Source organism: Pseudoalteromonas luteoviolacea CPMOR-1, from assembly GCF_001625685.1.
In the GTDB taxonomy this organism is placed as follows: Bacteria; Pseudomonadota; Gammaproteobacteria; order Enterobacterales; family Alteromonadaceae; genus Pseudoalteromonas; species Pseudoalteromonas luteoviolacea_K.
The window spans coordinates 39,353-57,638 of sequence record NZ_AUYC01000029.1; the positions used below are offsets into that span (position 1 = coordinate 39,353).

Below are 18,286 nucleotides of genomic sequence, written 5' to 3' on the forward strand. Positions count from 1 at the left end.
ACTCCAAGGACAGAAAAGACAATTACATCGCGTCACTTAACTCACTTTAAGTGCATAGTCCTGATCGGATTTTAAATATTGTGAAAAACATGGGTTGTCGGTTTCATCACGATAATCATAACCCAGCCGGCCTAAATGCTCTTCAAATTTGGCATATTCTTGTGGCGCCATTTCAAACCCGGCAAGGACATGACCTTTTGCAGCGCCATGATTACGATAATGGAACAAGGTGATATTCCATTCACACCCTAAAGTCTCGAGAAATCTTAATAAAGCACCTGGATACTCAGGAAATTCAAAACGAAGCAATCGTTCTTGGACCTCGACTGGCGGTTTTCCACCGACCATATAACGAATATGCAGTTTCGCTAATTCATTATCGGATAAATCCGTGTATTCATACCCACTTTCAGTGAGGCTCTGCTTCAAATCTTGAAGTTCCTGCTCAGCATTGCGAAGCCCAACACCAACAAAAATTTGCGCTCGGCTACCACCAGCAAACCGATAATTGAACTCAGTAATAGAGCGACCACCTAGGGTTTGGCAAAACTGCTTAAAGCTGCCTTTTTGCTCATCAATCGTCACCCCAAATAAGGCTTCACTCTTAGCACCTAACGCGGTGCGTTCAGCAATATACCGCAATCGGTCAAAGTTTAAATTAGCACCTGAGAGTACAGCTGCCAAAGACAGTGCAGACTCATCATGCTGAGCGCTCCATTTTTTTAATCCAGCTAATGCAACTGCGCCTGATGGTTCTGCGATTGCCCTTGTCTCTACAAATATATCTTGTACTGCTGCGCAAATTTCATCGGTGGAGACCAATATCACTTCATCGCAATAGGTCTGCGCAAGTCGAAATGTTTCTTCACCGATCCGCTTCACCGCGATCCCGTCAGCAAAACAGCCTACTTGATCCAACTCTACCGGTTGACCCTGCTGCATTGCGGCATGCAAACACGCGCTTTCCGTCGCTTCGACGCCAATCACACGTATATCTGGACGCAAAGATTTAATATATACCGCCATGCCGGCTAGTAGCCCGCCGCCGCCAACTGGGATAAACACCACATCTAACTTGTCTAATTGCTGCATCATTTCTCGTGCAACAGTCCCCTGACCAACGATCACATCTTTGTCATCAAATGGCGGTACAAACACCCCGCCTTCTTGCTGACATAACGATTGCGCATATGTATTCGCCGCATCAAAATGATGACCATGTAATACAACATGGCCGCCCAGATTACGGACTGCATTCACTTTTATTTCAGGGGTCGTTACAGGCATAACAATGGTTGCTTGATGACCTAGGTGGGCAGCACTCAGTGCCACCCCTTGTGCATGATTACCTGCTGACGCAGTGATGACATGAGAGTGAGCAGGTAATTGGCGCAATTTGTTAAATGCGCCTCTGAGTTTGAAAGAGTAAACAGGTTGTTGGTCTTCCCGCTTTAGCCAAACTTGGTGATTGAGCCGTTCCGATAACCCTTTTAAGTGACTCACATCCGTTTGTTTCACCAGTGGGGCCATATTCGCTTGAATAATTGCCCGAAAGTAATCTAGCTCTTGTGCCACCATCGCTAACTGAGCTCCTCTAATTTCTCTAAATCACGCACAGCCCCTTTATCTGCACTGGTTGCCAGCAACGCGTAAGCTTTTAGTGCGGGGGTCACAACACGCTCACGATCCACAGGCTTATACGCCTCTTTGCCGCGCGCAAGTTGCTTCTCTCTGCGCAGAGCAAGCTCAGTGTCATCGAGTAACACATCAATGCCACGTGTATGTATGTTAATCGCTATCAAATCGCCATTTTCAATCAATGCCAATGTGCCTTCGCTCGCAGCTTCCGGTGAAACATGACCAATTGATAAACCAGAGGTGCCCCCAGAAAAGCGACCATCGGTAAGTAACGCACAGTCTTTATCAAGGCCCATAGATTTTAAGTAACTGGTTGGATAAAGCATTTCTTGCATGCCTGGACCGCCTTTTGGCCCCTCATAACGGATCACCACGACATCGCCCTTTTTCACCTGACCGCCTAGGATCCCCTCAACCGCATCGTCTTGAGATTCATACACCACCGCAGGCCCCGTGAACTCAAGCATCTCATCCACTACCCCAGCGCTTTTCACAATACAGCCATCTGGCGCAAGGTTACCGGTTAAGACCGCAAGGCCGCCGTCTTGACGAAATGCATGCTCAGCACTGCGAATACACCCGCCTTCTCGGTCCAAATCTAATGTATCCCAACGGTATTCTTGGCTCATTGCTTGCGTTGTACGGATCCCAGCTGGACCTGCACGATAAAACTTTTGCGCTCTTTCATTGCTGCTATCATTGGCATCCCAACGAGCCAAAACATCACCTAATGTCCCCCCCGCCACATGGCCAACATTGAGGTCTAACTTACCCGCTTTTGCCAGCTCATTTAAAATCGCCATGATGCCACCAGCACGGTGCACATCTTCAATATGATACTGCTGCGTTGCTGGCGCAACTTTACATAAGAACGGCGTGTTTCGTGATAACTGGTCAATGTCCGCCATATCAAAATCGACACCAGCTTCCTGTGCAGCTGCCAAAATATGCAACACCGTATTAGAAGATCCGCCCATCGCGATATCGAGTGTCATTGCGTTATTAAACGCCGCTTGGTTGGCGATATTACGCGGCAAAACCGCTTCATTATCTTGACGGTAATATTCATCACATAGCGCAACAATACGCTTTGCTGCACCATTGTATAACTGCCCCCTATCTTTATGGGTCGCAAGGGTTGTGCCATTGCCTGGTAATGCCAAGCCTAGCGATTCAAGCAGGCAGTTCATTGAGTTAGCGGTAAACATACCTGAACACGAGCCACATGTTGGGCACGCTGAACGCTCAACCTGCTCAGAATCTTCATCACTGACCGTCGGATCTGCACCTTTTACCATGGCATCGACCAAATCCAACTTTAAGTCGATGTCTGCAAGCCGAGTTTTACCCGCTTCCATTGGTCCACCCGATACAAAGATGACGGGAATATTTAGCCTTAAAGCGGCTAACAACATCCCCGGCGTGATCTTGTCACAGTTTGAAATACAGACCATGGCATCTGCGCAGTGCGCATTCACCATGTACTCTACCGAATCCGCTATCAGATCGCGTGATGGTAATGAATACAACATTCCGCCATGACCCATGGCGATACCATCATCAATCGCGATGGTGTTGAATTCACGAGGAACGCCTCCAGCTTCGCGTATGGCATCCGCCATCAAATCACTCAGTTGGTTGAGGTGAACATGGCCAGGTACAAATTGTGTGTACGAATTGACGACCGCGATCATCGGTTTGTGAAAATCTTCATCCGTCATTCCTGTCGCACGCCAAAGCGCTCTTGCGCCTGCTCGTTTGCGTCCTTCAGTCGTTGTTTTACTACGTAACTTAGCCATGTTGACCCCTTTTTATTTAAATACCGATGCTCGGTAAACCCTCATTCCCAAAAATATATGCTCTCAGTACTAGCTGTTTACGTAATCTAACCAGCCCTGAGGATCGCTTGACTGCCCTTTCACTAAATCAAAATAGGCTTGCTGTAATTCTGCTGTAATTGGACCGCGTTGACCTTCACCCACTTGAATTTGGTCAACACTGCGCACAGGTACCACCTCTGCTGCTGTCCCTACCATGAAAAACTCATCAGCAAGATACAGTGCTTCACGGGCAATCGGCTCTTCACGAACTTCATAACCGCGCTCTTTGGCTAGATGAATAATCGTGTCGCGCGTCAGGCCAGGCAAAATACACGCGGTTGTGGGTGGTGTATAAAGCACACCTTTTTTAACCACAAATAAGTTCTCACCCGCACCTTCGCTCAGATAGCCATTCACATCTAGCGCAATACCTTCTACATAACCGTTGCGCTTTGCTTCACCTGAAATCAGCTGAGATGATAGATAGTTGCCGCCGGCTTTTGCTGCAGTCGGCATAGTATTTGGCGCAAGTCGACTCCATGAAGACACACAGACATCAACACCTTGTGCCAAGCTATCTTCACCCAAGTATGCTCCCCATTCCATTGCCGCTACCGTGACATCCGCACGATGCGATTTTGGATTAAGCCCTAAACCAACATGCCCTAAAAAGGCAAACGGTCTTAAATATGCGTTGCTAAAACCATTTTCTTTTACTGCTTGCTTGCACGCTGTTTTGATCTCTTCTTTTGAAAAAGGGATCTCCATACGATAAATTTTTGCTGAATCAAATAAACGTTGAATATGGTCATCTAAGCGAAAAATGGCTGGGCCATTCGGCGTCTCATATGCGCGGATCCCTTCAAAAACGGAACTCCCGTAGTGAAGTGCGTGACTCAATACATGCGTCGTTGCTTCTTGATAAGGGATCATTTCGCCGTTGTGCCAAATTAATTCAGATGTTTGTGTCATTCTTTTAAACCTTAATTTTGTTATATTGCCTGCTGCTGTAATGTATGCAAATCAACTGATTGCACATCCACTAGCTTATTTAATTGTGACGTTAATAGATAGATGGGCCTGTCACTATCTACTGTCATTTTGACGTGAAACAGTTCATCGTGACCTTCTAATTGAAGCTGCATTAGACGAAACCCACGGTGACGCGCCACACGCAAGAAACGCTCAACAGCCACGCTTTGATTTTTTACAGCTACAGTTAATTGATGTTTCATTGTGTACTCTCCGTTAACATTTCATCGTTTGCCGCGCCCGGCGGAACCAGTGGCCATACATTTTCTTTATCATCTATACACGCATGTAAGATGTAAGGCCCTTCACTATTTACGAGTTGTTCAATTGCATCATCCACTTCTGATGCATGAGCTATGGTTTGCCCTGGAATGCCAAATACAGCAGCAAGTTGCACAAAATCAGGGTTGTCAGATAAATTTGTTTCACTGTAACGCGCTGAGAAAAACAGCTCTTGCCACTGCCTCACCATGCCCAACCTCTGGTTATCTAAGATCACAATTTTAACCGCAAGGTTGTTTCTTCTGATGGTCGCCAATTCCTGAATATTCATCATGATTGAACCATCACCAGATACGGTGATCACCATATTGTCTGGACGTGCTATTTTCGCGCCAATGGCCGCAGGTAAGCCAAACCCCATTGTACCTGCACCACCGCTACTGAGATGATTACTAGGATGAGCAAACTTCATATGCTGTGCGACCCACATTTGGTGCTGACCAACATCACAGCACACCACGGTATCGCGGGGCACATCCTGACTGAGCTTGTTCAGTAAATACGGTGCAAATACTTTCTCCCCTGGGTAATCATATCGCCACGCATGTTCTTGTTTCATGCGGCTGATGTGTGCTCGCCACGCTTGGGGGGCCAATACACCTTTGAGCAAAGGTAAAGAGGCATTCAAATCCGCAACCAATGACGCTGCCGCGGGTTTACGTTTTCCGATTTCTGCCGCATCGATGTCGAGGTGTATCACTTTTGCTTTTGAGGCAAATTTAGCCAAGTTACCGGTTACACGGTCGTCAAAGCGCGCACCGATACACACCAATAAATCACACTCCTGTACCGCCAAATTAGCGGCTTTTGTGCCGTGCATCCCAAGCATACCCAAGTCATATTCATATTCAGGTAACACACTACCTAGGGCTTTCAATGTCGATACCGCTGGCATGTGTGTTTGTTCTAAAAATGCCATTAAGGCCGGCTGTGCATCAGCGTTTTGTACACCTCCACCGACATAGGCAACGGGCTTTTTCGCACTGCTAAGCAGCTCATTTGCTAAGTTCAACTCATGTAAAAGAGGCGCAACCTGCTCTTCATTGTGTGCAGACCATGGCGAAAACGGCACAAGTGCTTGTTGGATATCTTTTGGAATATCAACCAAAACAGGACCTGGTCGACCAGAAACAGCCAAATGCATCGCTTGTTGCAGTACCTCAGCTAATTCTTCTGGACGCTCAACCATAAAGCTATGCTTTGTGCAAGAAAGCGACATCCCCAGTACATCCACTTCTTGGAATGCATCTGATCCGATCGCCGCGGTTGGTACTTGACCTGTGATTGCCAGCAATGGGACTGAGTCCATCATGGCATCTGCCAATGCGGTGACGAGATTCGTGGCGCCTGGTCCTGACGTCGCAAAGCAAACCCCTAATTTGCCAGTACTGCGCGCATAACCCACAGCAGCAAATCCAGCGCCTTGCTCATGGCGAGTTAAATAATGCTTCAGTGGTGCACCATAAAGCGCATCGTAGATCGGCATAATGGCCCCGCCGGGGTAACCGAATACATCTGAAACACCTTGATTAACAAGGATATCAATCACCATCTGTGCGCCTGTCATTGTTTTGCTCATTACCCTTTGCTCTGTTTTTTTGCCCTAAAACGAAAGAGCCCCCCGAACTTTTCAGTGCGGGGGGCTCTTAGCTGATTCTTTTCCTACAGCACTACGAAGCCCCCGCGGTAATAATAATCACCACGTTGATAATCACGACTAGTAGTTTTGCTGTTAGTAACATAAACCTGAACCTAAAAAAATATACTGCATTTATTAACATTAGACGGCAGACAATAACTCTCTGCTCGTGCTTTATTCTATTAGTAACCCGCTTGAGCCGACAAGTCAACAGTAAAAACTATGCCAAATACAGAGTTCAAAGTGAGTTAAAAAGAATAAAAAACCTTAAAAAAAGGCATTTTAGGATTATTAATCCAAACCAGTATAAATAAACTCCGTTTAGGGTAAACGCCTTCAGAATAATGAAGACAATTATGCACATCATGTTTTTGTATTAAATTTTTGTGATTTACAACTTTAATTGATTATGATGTCCACTCTAAGATATAAAAGGATCACAGCAGTGAAACAATTATTGCTCTTCAAATTACCTTTATCACTTTGCTTTGTACTATTTTTCAGCGCCGTAAGCTATGCATCTCCTGCGCTTTGGAGTGTAGAAAAAAATGGTGTGACATCTTATCTTTTTGGTACCGTCCATGTGGGCGACCCAAGTATGAAAGGGCTACCTGAAAAGGTAAAAAGTGCCATAAAAAAATCACAAAACACGGTGGTAGAAATCAATGTGAGTGCCCTATCTCCTTTAGAAATTCAGCATAAAACGGCAGCGTTCATCACCAGCTCGAACAGCCGCCCGCTACAAAAAGCCCTATCAAAAGAGGTTTACCAACAATTAAAATCCTACTTCACAAAACGTAATATCAATATCGTACTGTTTGATAATATGCCAGTATGGGCAGTGATACTCACAGTCGTGCAGTTAGAATACCAACAAGCTGGGTTTACAGATACTTATGGTATAGATAAGCAAGTAATTACCTATGCACAGAAACATAACAAGCATATCCAAGCGTTGGAACTATTTGAGCAGCAGTTAGAAATGTTCAGCCAAGTTGCCATTTTGAGTGATGAAATGGTGTCTCAAACGCTGGCTCAAATGCAAGATGCCAATGCATTCATTACTGATATGATTAACGCTTGGAAAACGGGTGATGATAGCAAATTAAATAAATACTATGACTTGAGCTTTGACGATTCAAAATACGCAAGACTTGCAGAACAAATATTAGTGATTGAACGAAATCATGCATGGGTTCGAACTCTGCTGCCTGAAATGCAAAAGAAGTCTCACTTTATCGCCGTAGGCGCACTGCACTTACCTGAAAAACATGGCTTAATAGCACTACTAAAGGCACAAGGATTCACCGTTAAGCGTATCTAGCATTTGTGTGGTGAGTCCTGACTACGCTGTCTCACCACATACATTTACACCGCTCACTCACCAGCACTCAGATTTCACAATGTATTGCTCACAGCAGAGGGCATGATTAACATTTCGACTTTTTCTTGCAGTGCTTTCATATCTACGGGTTTATAAAGGTGTGTATTGGCACCTAACTCGTACACACGACTCACAGCTTGCTCGGATGTATTTGCAGTAAGTACCAAAATAGGCACCTCTAACCCCAGATTATGACGTATCATTTTTATCGCTGTAAAGCCATCCATAATCGGCATATTTAAGTCCATTAATATGAGGCTAAAATCCTGCTTTTGCAGCTCAGAAAGTGCTTCTTGACCGTTTACAACATGAATAACAGATAAGCCTAATTTTTCTAATAACGTCACCACCACACGGGCGTTAAGCAAATTATCTTCGACCAATAATGCAGGCGCATCTCGTTGAATTTCAGTCCCATTGGACATCGGTTGCTTTGCAACTGTCACCGGTAACTCTAATAAAACACGCGTGCCATGAGGCTCATTGTCAGTAAAAATAATTTTACCTCCCAACATGGTCACTATCAGCTGTGCCCTCGTTAGACCGAGCTGCATACCTTGGTAATTCTCTTCCTCATCAATATTGGCTTGTGACTGCGCTATGCCAGGACCTGTATCACCGATCACACAACGAAACAGTGCTTCACCACTTTTTGTTACCACACAGTTTGCTTCCAGACTGACCTCACCATATTCTGTAAACTTCACCGCATTATCTAAAATTTGACCGACCAACCAAGCAATACGATTGTGGTCACATTCAACTGGCAGTGATAACCCCTCTCCCAACTCAGTATTAAATAACAGTGCTTTATGTTGTAATAGTGGTTTATATATTGCCAGCGCATGAGATATCGTCTCTGAAAGACACGCCACTTTGCTATCAAGTTTAATTTCTTTTTTTTCCGACAATACATTGTAATCATCGATTGAGGACAGCAGGATATTTAATTGCTTTGCTGCATGTTCTACAACATCTAAATACGCTTCATGGCCCGACTCTTTATACAAAGTGAGATAGCCCATAATGGCTTGTAATGGTGTGCGCATTTCATGGCTAGCGCGCGCTAAAAACTCGCTTTTACTGCGCTTTAATCGATTTGCTTCCAGCCTCAGTTTCTGCAGGTGTGTAATTTTCTTCTGGATACTTTTTTCCATCGGGTAAAAAATCCATCTCGCCTCCAGAAATAAAATCAGCAGCCCAAATACCCAAATTAACAACTCTACATTTTGTAATTTTTTTACCTTATCCGTCGCGACGAGTTCATGCAATGTCACTGCTTGATCTAACAAAACCAGCAGTTCATTCGCTCGCGTCTGTACCTGTATTAACTTCTCTACTTTTAACTGTCCCAACAGAGCTTGCTCATGTGCTGTGGTGACTAATGCAATATACTCATTAACTCGCGTAGCCAATAAAGCGGGAGGTTGAAAATAAAAAGAGAGTAGATCTGCAGACAAATGCATGTAGCGCTCATCTGATTGCTGCAACAAAAACGCTTGATTTTCAGCCATCATCGCCAAAGCATCACGCAGCATTTGCTGCTCATCGAATGTACCGGGATGCTGGCGAATATACTCAGCCCCCAATAATAATGCCGTTTTCTGCGACAACATTCTTTGCATACCTGCGGTATTAATGACCCGAGCACTGGCGGATTGTTGTGATAATAAGATCTGCATCGTTGCCATTGCTGTGGTGATCACAATCACCATAATCGAAATCGCAAGTATGTATCTAAAACGAAAGTTTTTCAGTATTTTAAGCAACCGCTTGCCTCCTTGTTGGATGCAAAAACACAGTAATTGAGCACGCAGCTTTCATAATCAAGTGTAGCTTAATTTTCATCTTTTACAGTTTGAAGCTTGACACCTAGATGGCTGAAATGTTTCAATTCCCGCTGACCCTAATATCGCAAAATAGCATCATACGCTGTTTTGAGGGCTGGAAGAGGTGCGTTATTCAGGTAGCTAGAACGAGGAGAGCAAACTCCGATGACAACTAGCGAGGGGAATTAACGCCGAGAAGAAGTCACTTTTGCTAACTGACTTTTTCGGGCGCTTGGGCTGAATCCCAACGACTGTCACCAACACACTTGGTGGAGAGCTTCTGGTCTTAGAAAGATAAGGCCAAGCCTTTTTCTATTTTAAGTCCATTGCTCTTCGAATTTTAATTGTTCGGAAGCTGGGCTAGCACTTCATACCCCATGTCGCCGAGCAGCATTTAAGTTCGGTAGAGATGAAACCTAAATACAACTTATCTGACTACCCGTTATGGACTGCGCTTGTTACGCCGTTCGACGATAATAATCATGTTGATTTCGCCACTTTGGCGCAGCTTGTACGCGCACAACAAGCGGCGGGCAATGGCATACTTTTGCTTGGCAGTACCGGCGAAGGCCTTGCTTTATCGCAGCAAGAGCAGCGTGATATTGTGCAATTTGTCTGTGAGCTTTCACCGACTGTACCATTAATGGTTGCCATTGGCGGACATGATCTTGCCCTGCAACTAGATTGGGTTGAGTTTTGTAACGCTCAGCCAATCGACGCATTTTTAGTTGGCTCTCCACTATATGCAAAGCCTGGGAACGTGGGTCTGACACACTGGTTCAAAACGCTTTTGGATGCCAGCGAGTATCCTTGTATGCTCTACAACGTACCGGGACGTAGCGCGGTCGCGATAAGCCCAAATGTCATTGAAAACTTATCTTCACACCCTAATTTGTGGGCACTTAAAGAGGCCAGTGGCGATATCGCAACGTTTGAGTCTTTTCGCAAAGCGTCTCCCAAACTTGCAATTTATAGCGGCGATGACGGATTGATGCCTTATTTTGCACAAGCAGGTGCCGCAGGTTTGGTCTCTGTTGCAGCGAATGCTTGGCCACAGCAAACAGCAGAGTTTGTCCAGCGCTCATTAGCAGGGACTTACCCTAATTTATTTACCACGTGGACAGACGCTGTAAATAGCTTATTTAGCGTAGCAAACCCGATCCCGGTCAAAGTCTTAATGCATTTACAAGGTCAGCTAGAAACACCGCGTCTGCGCCCACCACTGACTCACTTAGAACTCAGTGACACCACATTTATTAAAACCGCAAATTCAACAATTTTATCTTGGAGTTAAGGAAGTATCATGAGCTGGTTAACCCTATTAAACAATCTAGAAAACGGCACTGTTCGCGCAGCAACGCAAGATGAACAAGGCAACTGGCATGCAAATGTCGAAGTCAAAGAAGGTATCTTAGAAGCGTTTAGAAATGGCACAAATACCGAATATCCTGGTGGCTTCGTTGATAAAGATAACTTAGCACCACAGGGCTTTGCCGCAGAAGCTGGTGTACGTATGGTACCTGGTGGCAGTAGTGTTCGTCGTGGCGCATATGTCGCACCTGGCACCATTATCATGCCTCCAGCATATGTAAATATCGGCGCTTACGTAAACGAAGGCACCATGGTTGACAGTCATGCATTGGTTGGTTCATGTGCCCAAATTGGTAAAAATGTGCACCTCAGTGCCGCTGTGCAAGTAGGTGGCGTGTTAGAGCCTGTTGGTGCCAGCCCAGTCGTTGTTGAAGATGATGCGTTCATTGGCGCAGGCTGTGTGCTTGTTGAAGGCGTTGTTGTCAAAAAAGGGGCTGTACTTGCACCTGGCGTTCGCTTGTCTGCTAGTGTCCCTGTCTATGATTGCGTCAATGAACGTACTTTAGACAAAGGTGAGGCGATCCCTGAAAATGCCATCGTGATCCCTGGTTCACGTCCAGCTAAAGGCGAATGGGCTCAGCAACAGGGACTAAGCTTATCCTGTGCGTTGATTGTAAAATATCGTGACGAACAGAGTGATGCAGCCCTTGAGCTTGAAGAGGTGCTTCGCTAATGTCCACCTTGAGTACGCCAGTAAAAAATGCCATCACAGCACTGACACAGAGTCAGCATGAGCCATTTTATCTTTACGATTTAGATGCATTGAGCCATCATTTAAAGCGATTGACAGAGCAATCTGTTGTAAAGCTTTGGTATGCTGTCAAAGCAAACCCACTGTCCAGCGTTATCCAAACGTTAGATCAAGCAGGTTTCAACTTTGATGTTGCCAGTAGCGGTGAGCTACAGCAAGTATTGGCTCAAGGCATCGATGCAAAGCGCGTACTCAACACTGGACCTGCCAAGTCCAAACGCCAAATTGAGGCTTTTTTAGATCAAGGTGTAAATACCTTTGTTGCCGAAAGCCTCAATCAAGTCGCATGGCTGCAAGAAGCAGCTAAGCGACATAACATGACACTGCGTATCTTATTACGCGTGCAGTTACGCTGGCCTGACAATGAAAAAAACCCGCTTGGAGGAGATAGCTTAACGCCATTTGGATTAGGCACACAAGAATGGGGCGCACTCACAGTAAGCGACTACTCTAACTTAGACTTTGTCGGTTTACACATTTTCCAATGGGGCAATATGCTTGAAGCCGAAAAACTTGCTTCACTTTGGCAGCAAATGGTTGACCCGTTAATGACGCTTGCTGAACAACTCAAGATAAATCTGCGTGTATTAGATTTGGGTGGTGGATTGGGCATCCCATACGCTGACGGGCAGCCTCATATTGATTGGCCGGCGATTTTACGCAGCTTAGAGCATATAAAAACACAAACAAATATTGACGAACTCTGGATGGAGCTAGGTCGCTACGCCGTCGGTGAATGTGGTTATTATGTCAACCCAGTTGTCGAACAAAAGCAAAATTATGGCAGCAATCAACTCATTTTAGCAGGAGGCATCAATCATATACTTCGCCCAGCGGTGACATCACAAGCTTTCCCGGCTTCATTGTTGCGTGAAAGTACGAGCACCACAGCGCCCTACACGTTACATGGTCCGCTATGCACTGCACTGGATCACTTAGGGGAGCACACCTTACCCAACGATATCGATGAGCATGACTGGGTGGTCTTTGGCCAATGCGGCGCTTATGGGTTTACAGAAAGCATGCCTTACTTTTTATGCCATACCCTCCCGAGCGAATACATTTATCAGTCCGGCCAAATACGCTGTGTCAGACCACCATTAACACCAGAGAATTACTTGAGGTAACTATGAATCAGATCACTCAAACATCCATTCAAGTTGCGGAGCTGGCAAATGGACAAGCTATGTCAATTCCGGTGTTTACTATTGGAAATGAAAATCAAGGTCCCAAAGTTTACATACAAGCCAATATGCATGGCGCTGAAGTACAGGGTAATGCCGTTATTTATGCCTTATTAGAAAAACTAAAAACAGCGAATATATCCGGCTCAATCACCTTAGTCCCTTATGCAAACCCTATAGGGTGCAACCAAAAATCAGGGGAATTTACGCTTGGCCGCTTTGACCCAATCACTGGTGAAAATTGGAACCGCTTGTACCATGATCATGGGCACCTTGTAGAAGACTTTGCATTACGCCATGCTCAATCATCTGAACAGGAGATCCGCAACGAGTTTAAAAAGCTGTTAATTGAGCAAACAGACGCGTTGCTTGCCCAGCCAATGCATACAATGAAAACAGGCAAACGGATCGCGGTCAATTTACAGCGCCTTGCCCACGAAGCAGATCTTGTTTTGGATTTGCATACTGGCCCTGTGTCTTCCAAACATTTGTATTGTCCAGAGTATGCACTAACAAGCGCACACTATTTTAATATTGCGCATACCTTGCTGATCCCCAATGAATTTGATGGTGCAATGGATGAAGCGTGTTTTTGCCCTTGGTGGAAATTAAGTGAAGCGCTTGCGCAACATGGCAAGCATTTAGACGTATTAACTGAAGCATTTACTGTGGAATTGGGCTCTCAAGAGCACATTGATCTCAACGAAGCTCAGTATGATGCAGAGAGTATTCTCAGCTACCTGACGCATAAAGAAGTGATTTTAGAGGGCGGATGTCAGCCTCAACCTATGACACGTTATGCCTGCTATTTAAAAGATTACACGGCGTTTTATGCACCTATGGGTGGCATGGTGGAATACCAAGCACCACTTGGTGGGCACATAAAAGCAGGTGACACATTGGTGAATATTTTACGCTTGGATAAATACGCACAAGGTGAAGCATTGAACCCAATCACATTTGATCAAGATGCAATCGCCATCTTACATTTTGCCTCTGCCAGTGTGAACCAAGGGACAGAATTATATAAATTGTTCACCAACTACTTTGAACTATAAAAAATTGCGTGAGAGTAGGTAGGTCTCAGACTTACTTGCTAAGGGGGATGACTTGTCATTCCCCTTTTTTACCCCTCTGATGACAGTGCTTCTCGCACTTATACCCCTGCCAATGTACACATTTTGATAACTGTCTCACTATATAGTTAAACGCATGAGCGCGTGTTAAATTACCAACGTACTGGCAGCGTAAACAACGCGCTAAGGGAGTCCCACAGCCTCAGGTTTACCGACTATCAGCTGTCAGCCTTAAAGGTGCAGTTCAACTGGGAGCTTTGCATGAAAAACTGCGGGATTTACTCAATGGCACCCTTATATGGCAATGGCATTAAAAACAAAAAAGCCAAAGCATGTATGGGCTTTGGCTCTTATATGCGATCAGCGTTGAATGCTACGGACGAGGGATAAAACCGACTGCATCATACACAGCCTTCAGTGTCTTCTCTGCTCGTTCACTCGCTTTTTCCGCACCACTGCGCATAATATTGTCTAGCAGAGCTTGGTCTGAGCGGATTTCGCGGAAGCGAGCTTGGATAGGCTCTAACATTTCAACGACTGCGGCCGCAGTGTCTTTCTTCAGGTGCCCGTACATTTTGTCTTCGTATTCAGGTACTAGCGTGTCAATTGAACGCCCTGTTGCTACTGATAATAACGTCAATAAGTTAGACACACCTGGTTTTTCTTGTCGATCAAAATAAATACGTGCTTGCTCATCAGAGTCAGTCACCGCTTTTTTCAGCTTTTTCTCTATCTTTTTCGGCTCATCTAACAGCATCACAAACGCATTTGGATTGTCATCAGATTTAGACATTTTCTTTAGCGGATCTTGTAAACTCATTACGCGAGCGCCCAATTCTGGGATGTAAGGTTCTGGTACTTTAAAAACCTCGCCATAAATGTTGTTAAAACGAGTGGCGATATCACGAGTCAGCTCCAAATGCTGCTTTTGGTCCTCGCCTACAGGTACCTGATCTGTGTTATAAAGAAGAATATCTGCTGCTTGCAGCACAGGGTATGAGAACAAGCCAACATTGACATTGTTAGAATGTTTTGCCGACTTATCCTTAAATTGTGTCATGCGGTTTAATTCGCCCATTTGAGCATAACAGTTCAATACCCAACTTAACTGAGCATGCTCTGGTACTTGTGACTGTACAAATAACGAAGATTTATTCGGGTCAATACCACAGGCAGTATACATTGCGATCCCATCTAATACTCGCTCACGCAATACCGCTGGATCTTGACGTACCGTCAAAGAGTGAAGATCTACTAACATAAAGAAACAATCGTGATCTTCTTGTAGCTTAAGCCACTGGTTTATGGCACCTACGTAATTGCCTATAGTCATACCACCGGTTGGCTGAATGCCACTTAATACTACTGGTTTTGTCATCTTGTTCCTTTATATCAATTCTGGTTTGTTAAAATGGGAATTATATCCGAGAACTGCTCACAGAGGTACTGTGGATTAAACTGTGAGAGCGGTTCACCTTGATTATATCCATAATTCACCGCGATCACAGGCATCTCAGCGCTTTGTGCAGCTAAAATATCGCTCTTAGAATCCCCTATCATAATCGCTTGCTCAGTTGTTATGCCCAACTGTTCACATGCAAGCTTAAGCAAATATGGATCCGGCTTTTTGTTTCCATCATCTCCACATACAATAACATCAAAATGCTTGGCAATGTTAAGCTTTTGCAAAAGCTGTAAGGTAAATGCTCTATTTTTATTAGTCACAAGTGCTTTTGGTAAAGCCCCCAGTTCGTACAACCCGACTTCAACGCCAGGATAAAGTGCAGCATACTCGCCAACTAACGCCTGATAATGTACTTTAAAGCGTGCGATGGCCTGTGTCACCAAGGCATCAGATAGATCTGGGTTGATCTCAAGATCGCAGCTCAGACCGCGCTTGACCAGTACATCAATGCCATTGCCTACCCATTGCTGTACTTGCCCGTGAGATACAACGGGAAAAGCCACGTCAGAAAGTGCTAAATTTAACGCCAAGTGCATCTCTGTTACACTGTCGACCAAGGTGCCATCTAAATCGAATAAAACGCCTGATACACTCATTAACGTACCTTCGCTAGTTCTTGACGCATCTCATCAATCACGGCTTTATAGTCAGGTTGATTGAAAATAGCAGAGCCTGCCACAAACATATCTGCCCCCGCTGCAGCGATTTCGGCGATATTGTCAACTTTCACACCACCATCTACTTCAAGACGAATTTTTTTGCCTGAGGCTTCAATACGCTCTCTCACCTGCTTTAATTTATCCAGTGTGCTCGGAATAAAGCTTTGTCCGCCAAATCCAGGGTTGACCGACATTAATAAAATTTGATCGACTTTATCCATGACATAATCTAAACAATGCAGTGGCGTTGCAGGGTTCAGCACTAAACCAGCTTCACACCCTAGCTCCTTGATCAGTGCGAGACTGCGGTCAACATGCTCACTGGCTTCTGGATGAAAAGTAATAATATCTGCACCAGCTTTTGCAAAACTTGGGATCAAAGCATCTACGGGTTTAATCATTAGGTGCACATCTATGGGTGCAGTAATGCCATAGTTTCTCAGTGCTTCACAAATCATCGGACCAAAGGTCAAATTAGGCACATAATGATTGTCCATTACATCAAAATGCACCACATCTGCACCCGCTGTAATCACTTTTTCTACGTCCTGCCCCAGACGAGCAAAATCAGCCGATAAAATAGATGGCGCAATTAAAAATTCAGATTGTGCATTCGCTAATGACATGAGATCCCCTTAAAGTTTGCTGTCGTCGCTACTTTAACCCAAATAGTCGAGAAATACACGACTAAGCTCGGGACCAATTGAGCCCAACAAACAGAGAAAATAGACAAATTGATTGTTTAATAAATATCCATAGTGTAAGATTTAGTAATAGCTAATCGCTGAGGGGATAGTTATGGCAACATGGCTTCAAACACGGACAGTATTGTTGGCAATCGCAGCTGTGGTTTCGATAGGGGTATTTTCGTTTGGCAATGACGATATCGAAGTTACACAAACCAGCCAATGTGAATGCATCGACGCAATGTATAATTATAATGAACAACATTGTAAGCGCGAGGCACACACGAGTTGGTATGCGTGGTTAACTGGTGGTAGTAGTAACGCACAATTTCACTACCTCGATTTGTTAGAGCTATTGATCGGCTCTGATGATCAACAAGACAGTTCAAGCATTTCTGATATCTAATCTAAGTAACAGGACGCATCATGATGACTTTTCTAAGCATCTTTCAGAGCGTCCTTGCCGCTATGTTTGGTGTACAAAGCGACAAAAAATATCACCACGACTTCAATAAAACACACTTTTGGCCCTATGCCGTTGTTGGTACAATTTTCGTTGTACTACTGGTGATTGGTCTCATCATCTTGGTTAATGGCGTTATCTCTGCATCACGAAGCTAATCACACCATGATGTTTACTTATTATATAAAGCCATCAACTCGTTCACTTTATTTCGCCCATTGCCCTTAGGGCTGATGGTTCTTTTGACTTGGATAACATCGAGTGACGCTTCACTGTAAATCTTTCTCGTCCACACAGTATCGTGGTTTGAAATTAATACCGGTTTATTGCTCTCAAACGCAGCACGTTCTGCTAAGTTCGCCAGTTGTGCCTGATCATCAAGGTTAAATCCCCCTTTTGCATAACTGGTAAAAGACGCAGTCTTACTCAGAGGTACATAAGGTGGGTCACAATATATTACGGAGTTTGCGGGTAAACGCTTAAATACCTGCTCGTAGCTTAAGCAAGTGAACGTCGCGTTTTGGGCTTTTGCTGCAAAGTGATACAGTTCATTCTCTGGAAAATAAGGCTTTTTATATTTACCGAAAGGGACATTAAAAATACCTTTCAAATTATATCGACACAGACCATTATAACCATGGCGGTTCATATATAAAAACAGGATTGCGCGTTCATACACATCAACACATTCGTTGAACTGCTTGCGATACTCATAGTATGCATCAGCACAATTATTTTGCTCGACAAATAACTTTTTCGCATCGCTGATAAACTCATCAGGCGCACGCTGAATTTCTTTGTACAGATTGATCAGATCGGCATTGATATCGTTCAAAATATAACGTTTGAAGTCACTGTTTAAAAACACAGAGCCAGCGCCTACAAAAGGCTCAACTAAGGTATCTGCCTCACTGTTTGCACTGCGTAATCGTTTAGTGATCTCTTCCACTAAACTATATTTTCCGCCTGCCCATTTAAGAAAGGCTCTGGTCTTTTTTTGCATGATC

General features: G+C 44.5%; 17 protein-coding genes and 1 riboswitch. Of the genes, 7 read left to right on the top strand and 10 right to left on the bottom strand.

The window, feature by feature from the left end; genetic code table 11:
* Positions 1–36: 36 nt before the first annotated feature.
* The 5 genes from ilvA to ilvG form a co-directional block, all read right to left on the bottom strand.
* On the bottom strand, positions 37–1,578 hold the full coding sequence (ilvA, locus tag N473_RS12035) for a threonine ammonia-lyase, biosynthetic (protein ID WP_063368129.1): 1,542 nt from the start codon (positions 1,576–1,578) through the stop codon (positions 37–39).
* Between the two features lie 2 nt (positions 1,579–1,580).
* Positions 1,581–3,437 carry a dihydroxy-acid dehydratase gene (gene ilvD, locus N473_RS12040; protein WP_063368130.1) on the bottom strand — a complete coding sequence of 619 codons (1,857 nt, stop codon included), beginning with the start codon at positions 3,435–3,437 and terminating at the stop codon, positions 1,581–1,583.
* A 69-nt stretch (positions 3,438–3,506) separates the two neighbouring features.
* On the bottom strand, positions 3,507–4,430 hold the full coding sequence (locus tag N473_RS12045) for a branched-chain amino acid transaminase (protein ID WP_063368131.1): 924 nt from the start codon (positions 4,428–4,430) through the stop codon (positions 3,507–3,509).
* 20 nt (positions 4,431–4,450) lie between these two features.
* Positions 4,451–4,693 carry an acetolactate synthase 2 small subunit gene (gene ilvM, locus N473_RS12050; RefSeq protein WP_063368132.1) on the bottom strand — a complete coding sequence of 81 codons (243 nt, stop codon included), beginning with the start codon at positions 4,691–4,693 and terminating at the stop codon, positions 4,451–4,453.
* Positions 4,690–6,339, bottom strand: coding sequence for an acetolactate synthase 2 catalytic subunit (gene ilvG, locus N473_RS12055; RefSeq protein ID WP_063368133.1), 1,650 nt, complete (start codon positions 6,337–6,339; stop codon positions 4,690–4,692). The genes ilvM and ilvG overlap by 4 nt, the downstream gene beginning before the upstream one ends.
* Before the next feature lie 517 nt (positions 6,340–6,856).
* On the opposite strand from ilvG, the gene N473_RS12060 reads away from it, so the two are divergent.
* The gene (locus N473_RS12060; RefSeq protein ID WP_231099564.1) at positions 6,857–7,735 is read left to right on the top strand and encodes a TraB/GumN family protein; all 879 of its coding nucleotides are present in this window, start codon (positions 6,857–6,859) and stop codon (positions 7,733–7,735) included.
* Positions 7,736–7,809: 74 nt separating this feature from the next.
* Here the strand turns inward: N473_RS12060 and N473_RS12065 are convergent, their stop codons facing one another.
* The gene (locus tag N473_RS12065) at positions 7,810–9,564 is read right to left on the bottom strand and encodes a response regulator (RefSeq protein WP_063368134.1); all 1,755 of its coding nucleotides are present in this window, start codon (positions 9,562–9,564) and stop codon (positions 7,810–7,812) included.
* 171 nt (positions 9,565–9,735) lie between these two features.
* Positions 9,736–9,912: riboswitch (Lysine riboswitch) on the top strand.
* 121 nt (positions 9,913–10,033) lie between these two features.
* Here N473_RS12065 and dapA point away from each other — a divergent pair.
* The 4 genes from dapA to N473_RS12085 are packed head-to-tail and all read left to right on the top strand — an operon-like array spanning position 10,034 to position 13,988.
* Complete coding sequence (gene dapA / locus N473_RS12070) at positions 10,034–10,918, top strand: 4-hydroxy-tetrahydrodipicolinate synthase (RefSeq protein ID WP_063368135.1); 885 nt, start codon at positions 10,034–10,036, stop codon at positions 10,916–10,918.
* 9 nt (positions 10,919–10,927) lie between these two features.
* The gene (locus N473_RS12075) at positions 10,928–11,668 is read left to right on the top strand and encodes a 2,3,4,5-tetrahydropyridine-2,6-dicarboxylate N-succinyltransferase (RefSeq protein ID WP_063368136.1); all 741 of its coding nucleotides are present in this window, start codon (positions 10,928–10,930) and stop codon (positions 11,666–11,668) included.
* Positions 11,668–12,873: a PLP-dependent decarboxylase gene (locus N473_RS12080; protein ID WP_063368137.1), complete on the top strand. Its 1,206-nt coding sequence runs from the start codon at positions 11,668–11,670 to the stop codon at positions 12,871–12,873. The genes N473_RS12075 and N473_RS12080 overlap by 1 nt, the downstream gene beginning before the upstream one ends.
* A gap of 2 nt (positions 12,874–12,875) precedes the next feature.
* The gene (locus tag N473_RS12085) at positions 12,876–13,988 is read left to right on the top strand and encodes a succinylglutamate desuccinylase/aspartoacylase family protein (protein WP_063368138.1); all 1,113 of its coding nucleotides are present in this window, start codon (positions 12,876–12,878) and stop codon (positions 13,986–13,988) included.
* A 391-nt stretch (positions 13,989–14,379) separates the two neighbouring features.
* On the opposite strand, the gene trpS is transcribed toward N473_RS12085, so the two are convergent.
* From trpS to rpe, 3 genes are read right to left on the bottom strand one after another with little or no spacing between them, the layout of a single operon-like run.
* Entirely contained in the window at positions 14,380–15,384 is a 1,005-nt protein-coding gene (gene trpS, locus N473_RS12090; RefSeq protein ID WP_063368139.1) for a tryptophan--tRNA ligase, read from the bottom strand.
* Positions 15,385–15,398: 14 nt separating this feature from the next.
* The gene (locus tag N473_RS12095; RefSeq protein WP_063368140.1) at positions 15,399–16,067 is read right to left on the bottom strand and encodes an HAD family hydrolase; all 669 of its coding nucleotides are present in this window, start codon (positions 16,065–16,067) and stop codon (positions 15,399–15,401) included.
* Complete coding sequence (rpe, locus tag N473_RS12100) at positions 16,067–16,756, bottom strand: ribulose-phosphate 3-epimerase (RefSeq protein ID WP_063368141.1); 690 nt, start codon at positions 16,754–16,756, stop codon at positions 16,067–16,069. Before rpe ends, N473_RS12095 begins: the two co-directional genes overlap by 1 nt.
* 172 nt (positions 16,757–16,928) lie before the next feature.
* Here rpe and N473_RS12105 point away from each other — a divergent pair, with 172 nt between their 5' ends.
* Together N473_RS12105 and N473_RS12110 are read left to right on the top strand one after the other, a co-directional pair.
* Positions 16,929–17,222, top strand: coding sequence for a hypothetical protein (locus N473_RS12105; RefSeq protein ID WP_063368142.1), 294 nt, complete (start codon positions 16,929–16,931; stop codon positions 17,220–17,222).
* A gap of 20 nt (positions 17,223–17,242) precedes the next feature.
* Complete coding sequence (locus N473_RS12110) at positions 17,243–17,437, top strand: DUF2970 domain-containing protein (RefSeq protein ID WP_063368143.1); 195 nt, start codon at positions 17,243–17,245, stop codon at positions 17,435–17,437.
* 14 nt (positions 17,438–17,451) lie between these two features.
* Here the strand turns inward: N473_RS12110 and N473_RS12115 are convergent, their stop codons facing one another.
* Positions 17,452–18,282 (bottom strand): Dam family site-specific DNA-(adenine-N6)-methyltransferase, encoded by an 831-nt coding sequence (locus tag N473_RS12115; protein WP_063368144.1) that lies wholly within the window; start codon positions 18,280–18,282, stop codon positions 17,452–17,454.
* Between the last annotated feature and the right edge of the window lie 4 nt (positions 18,283–18,286).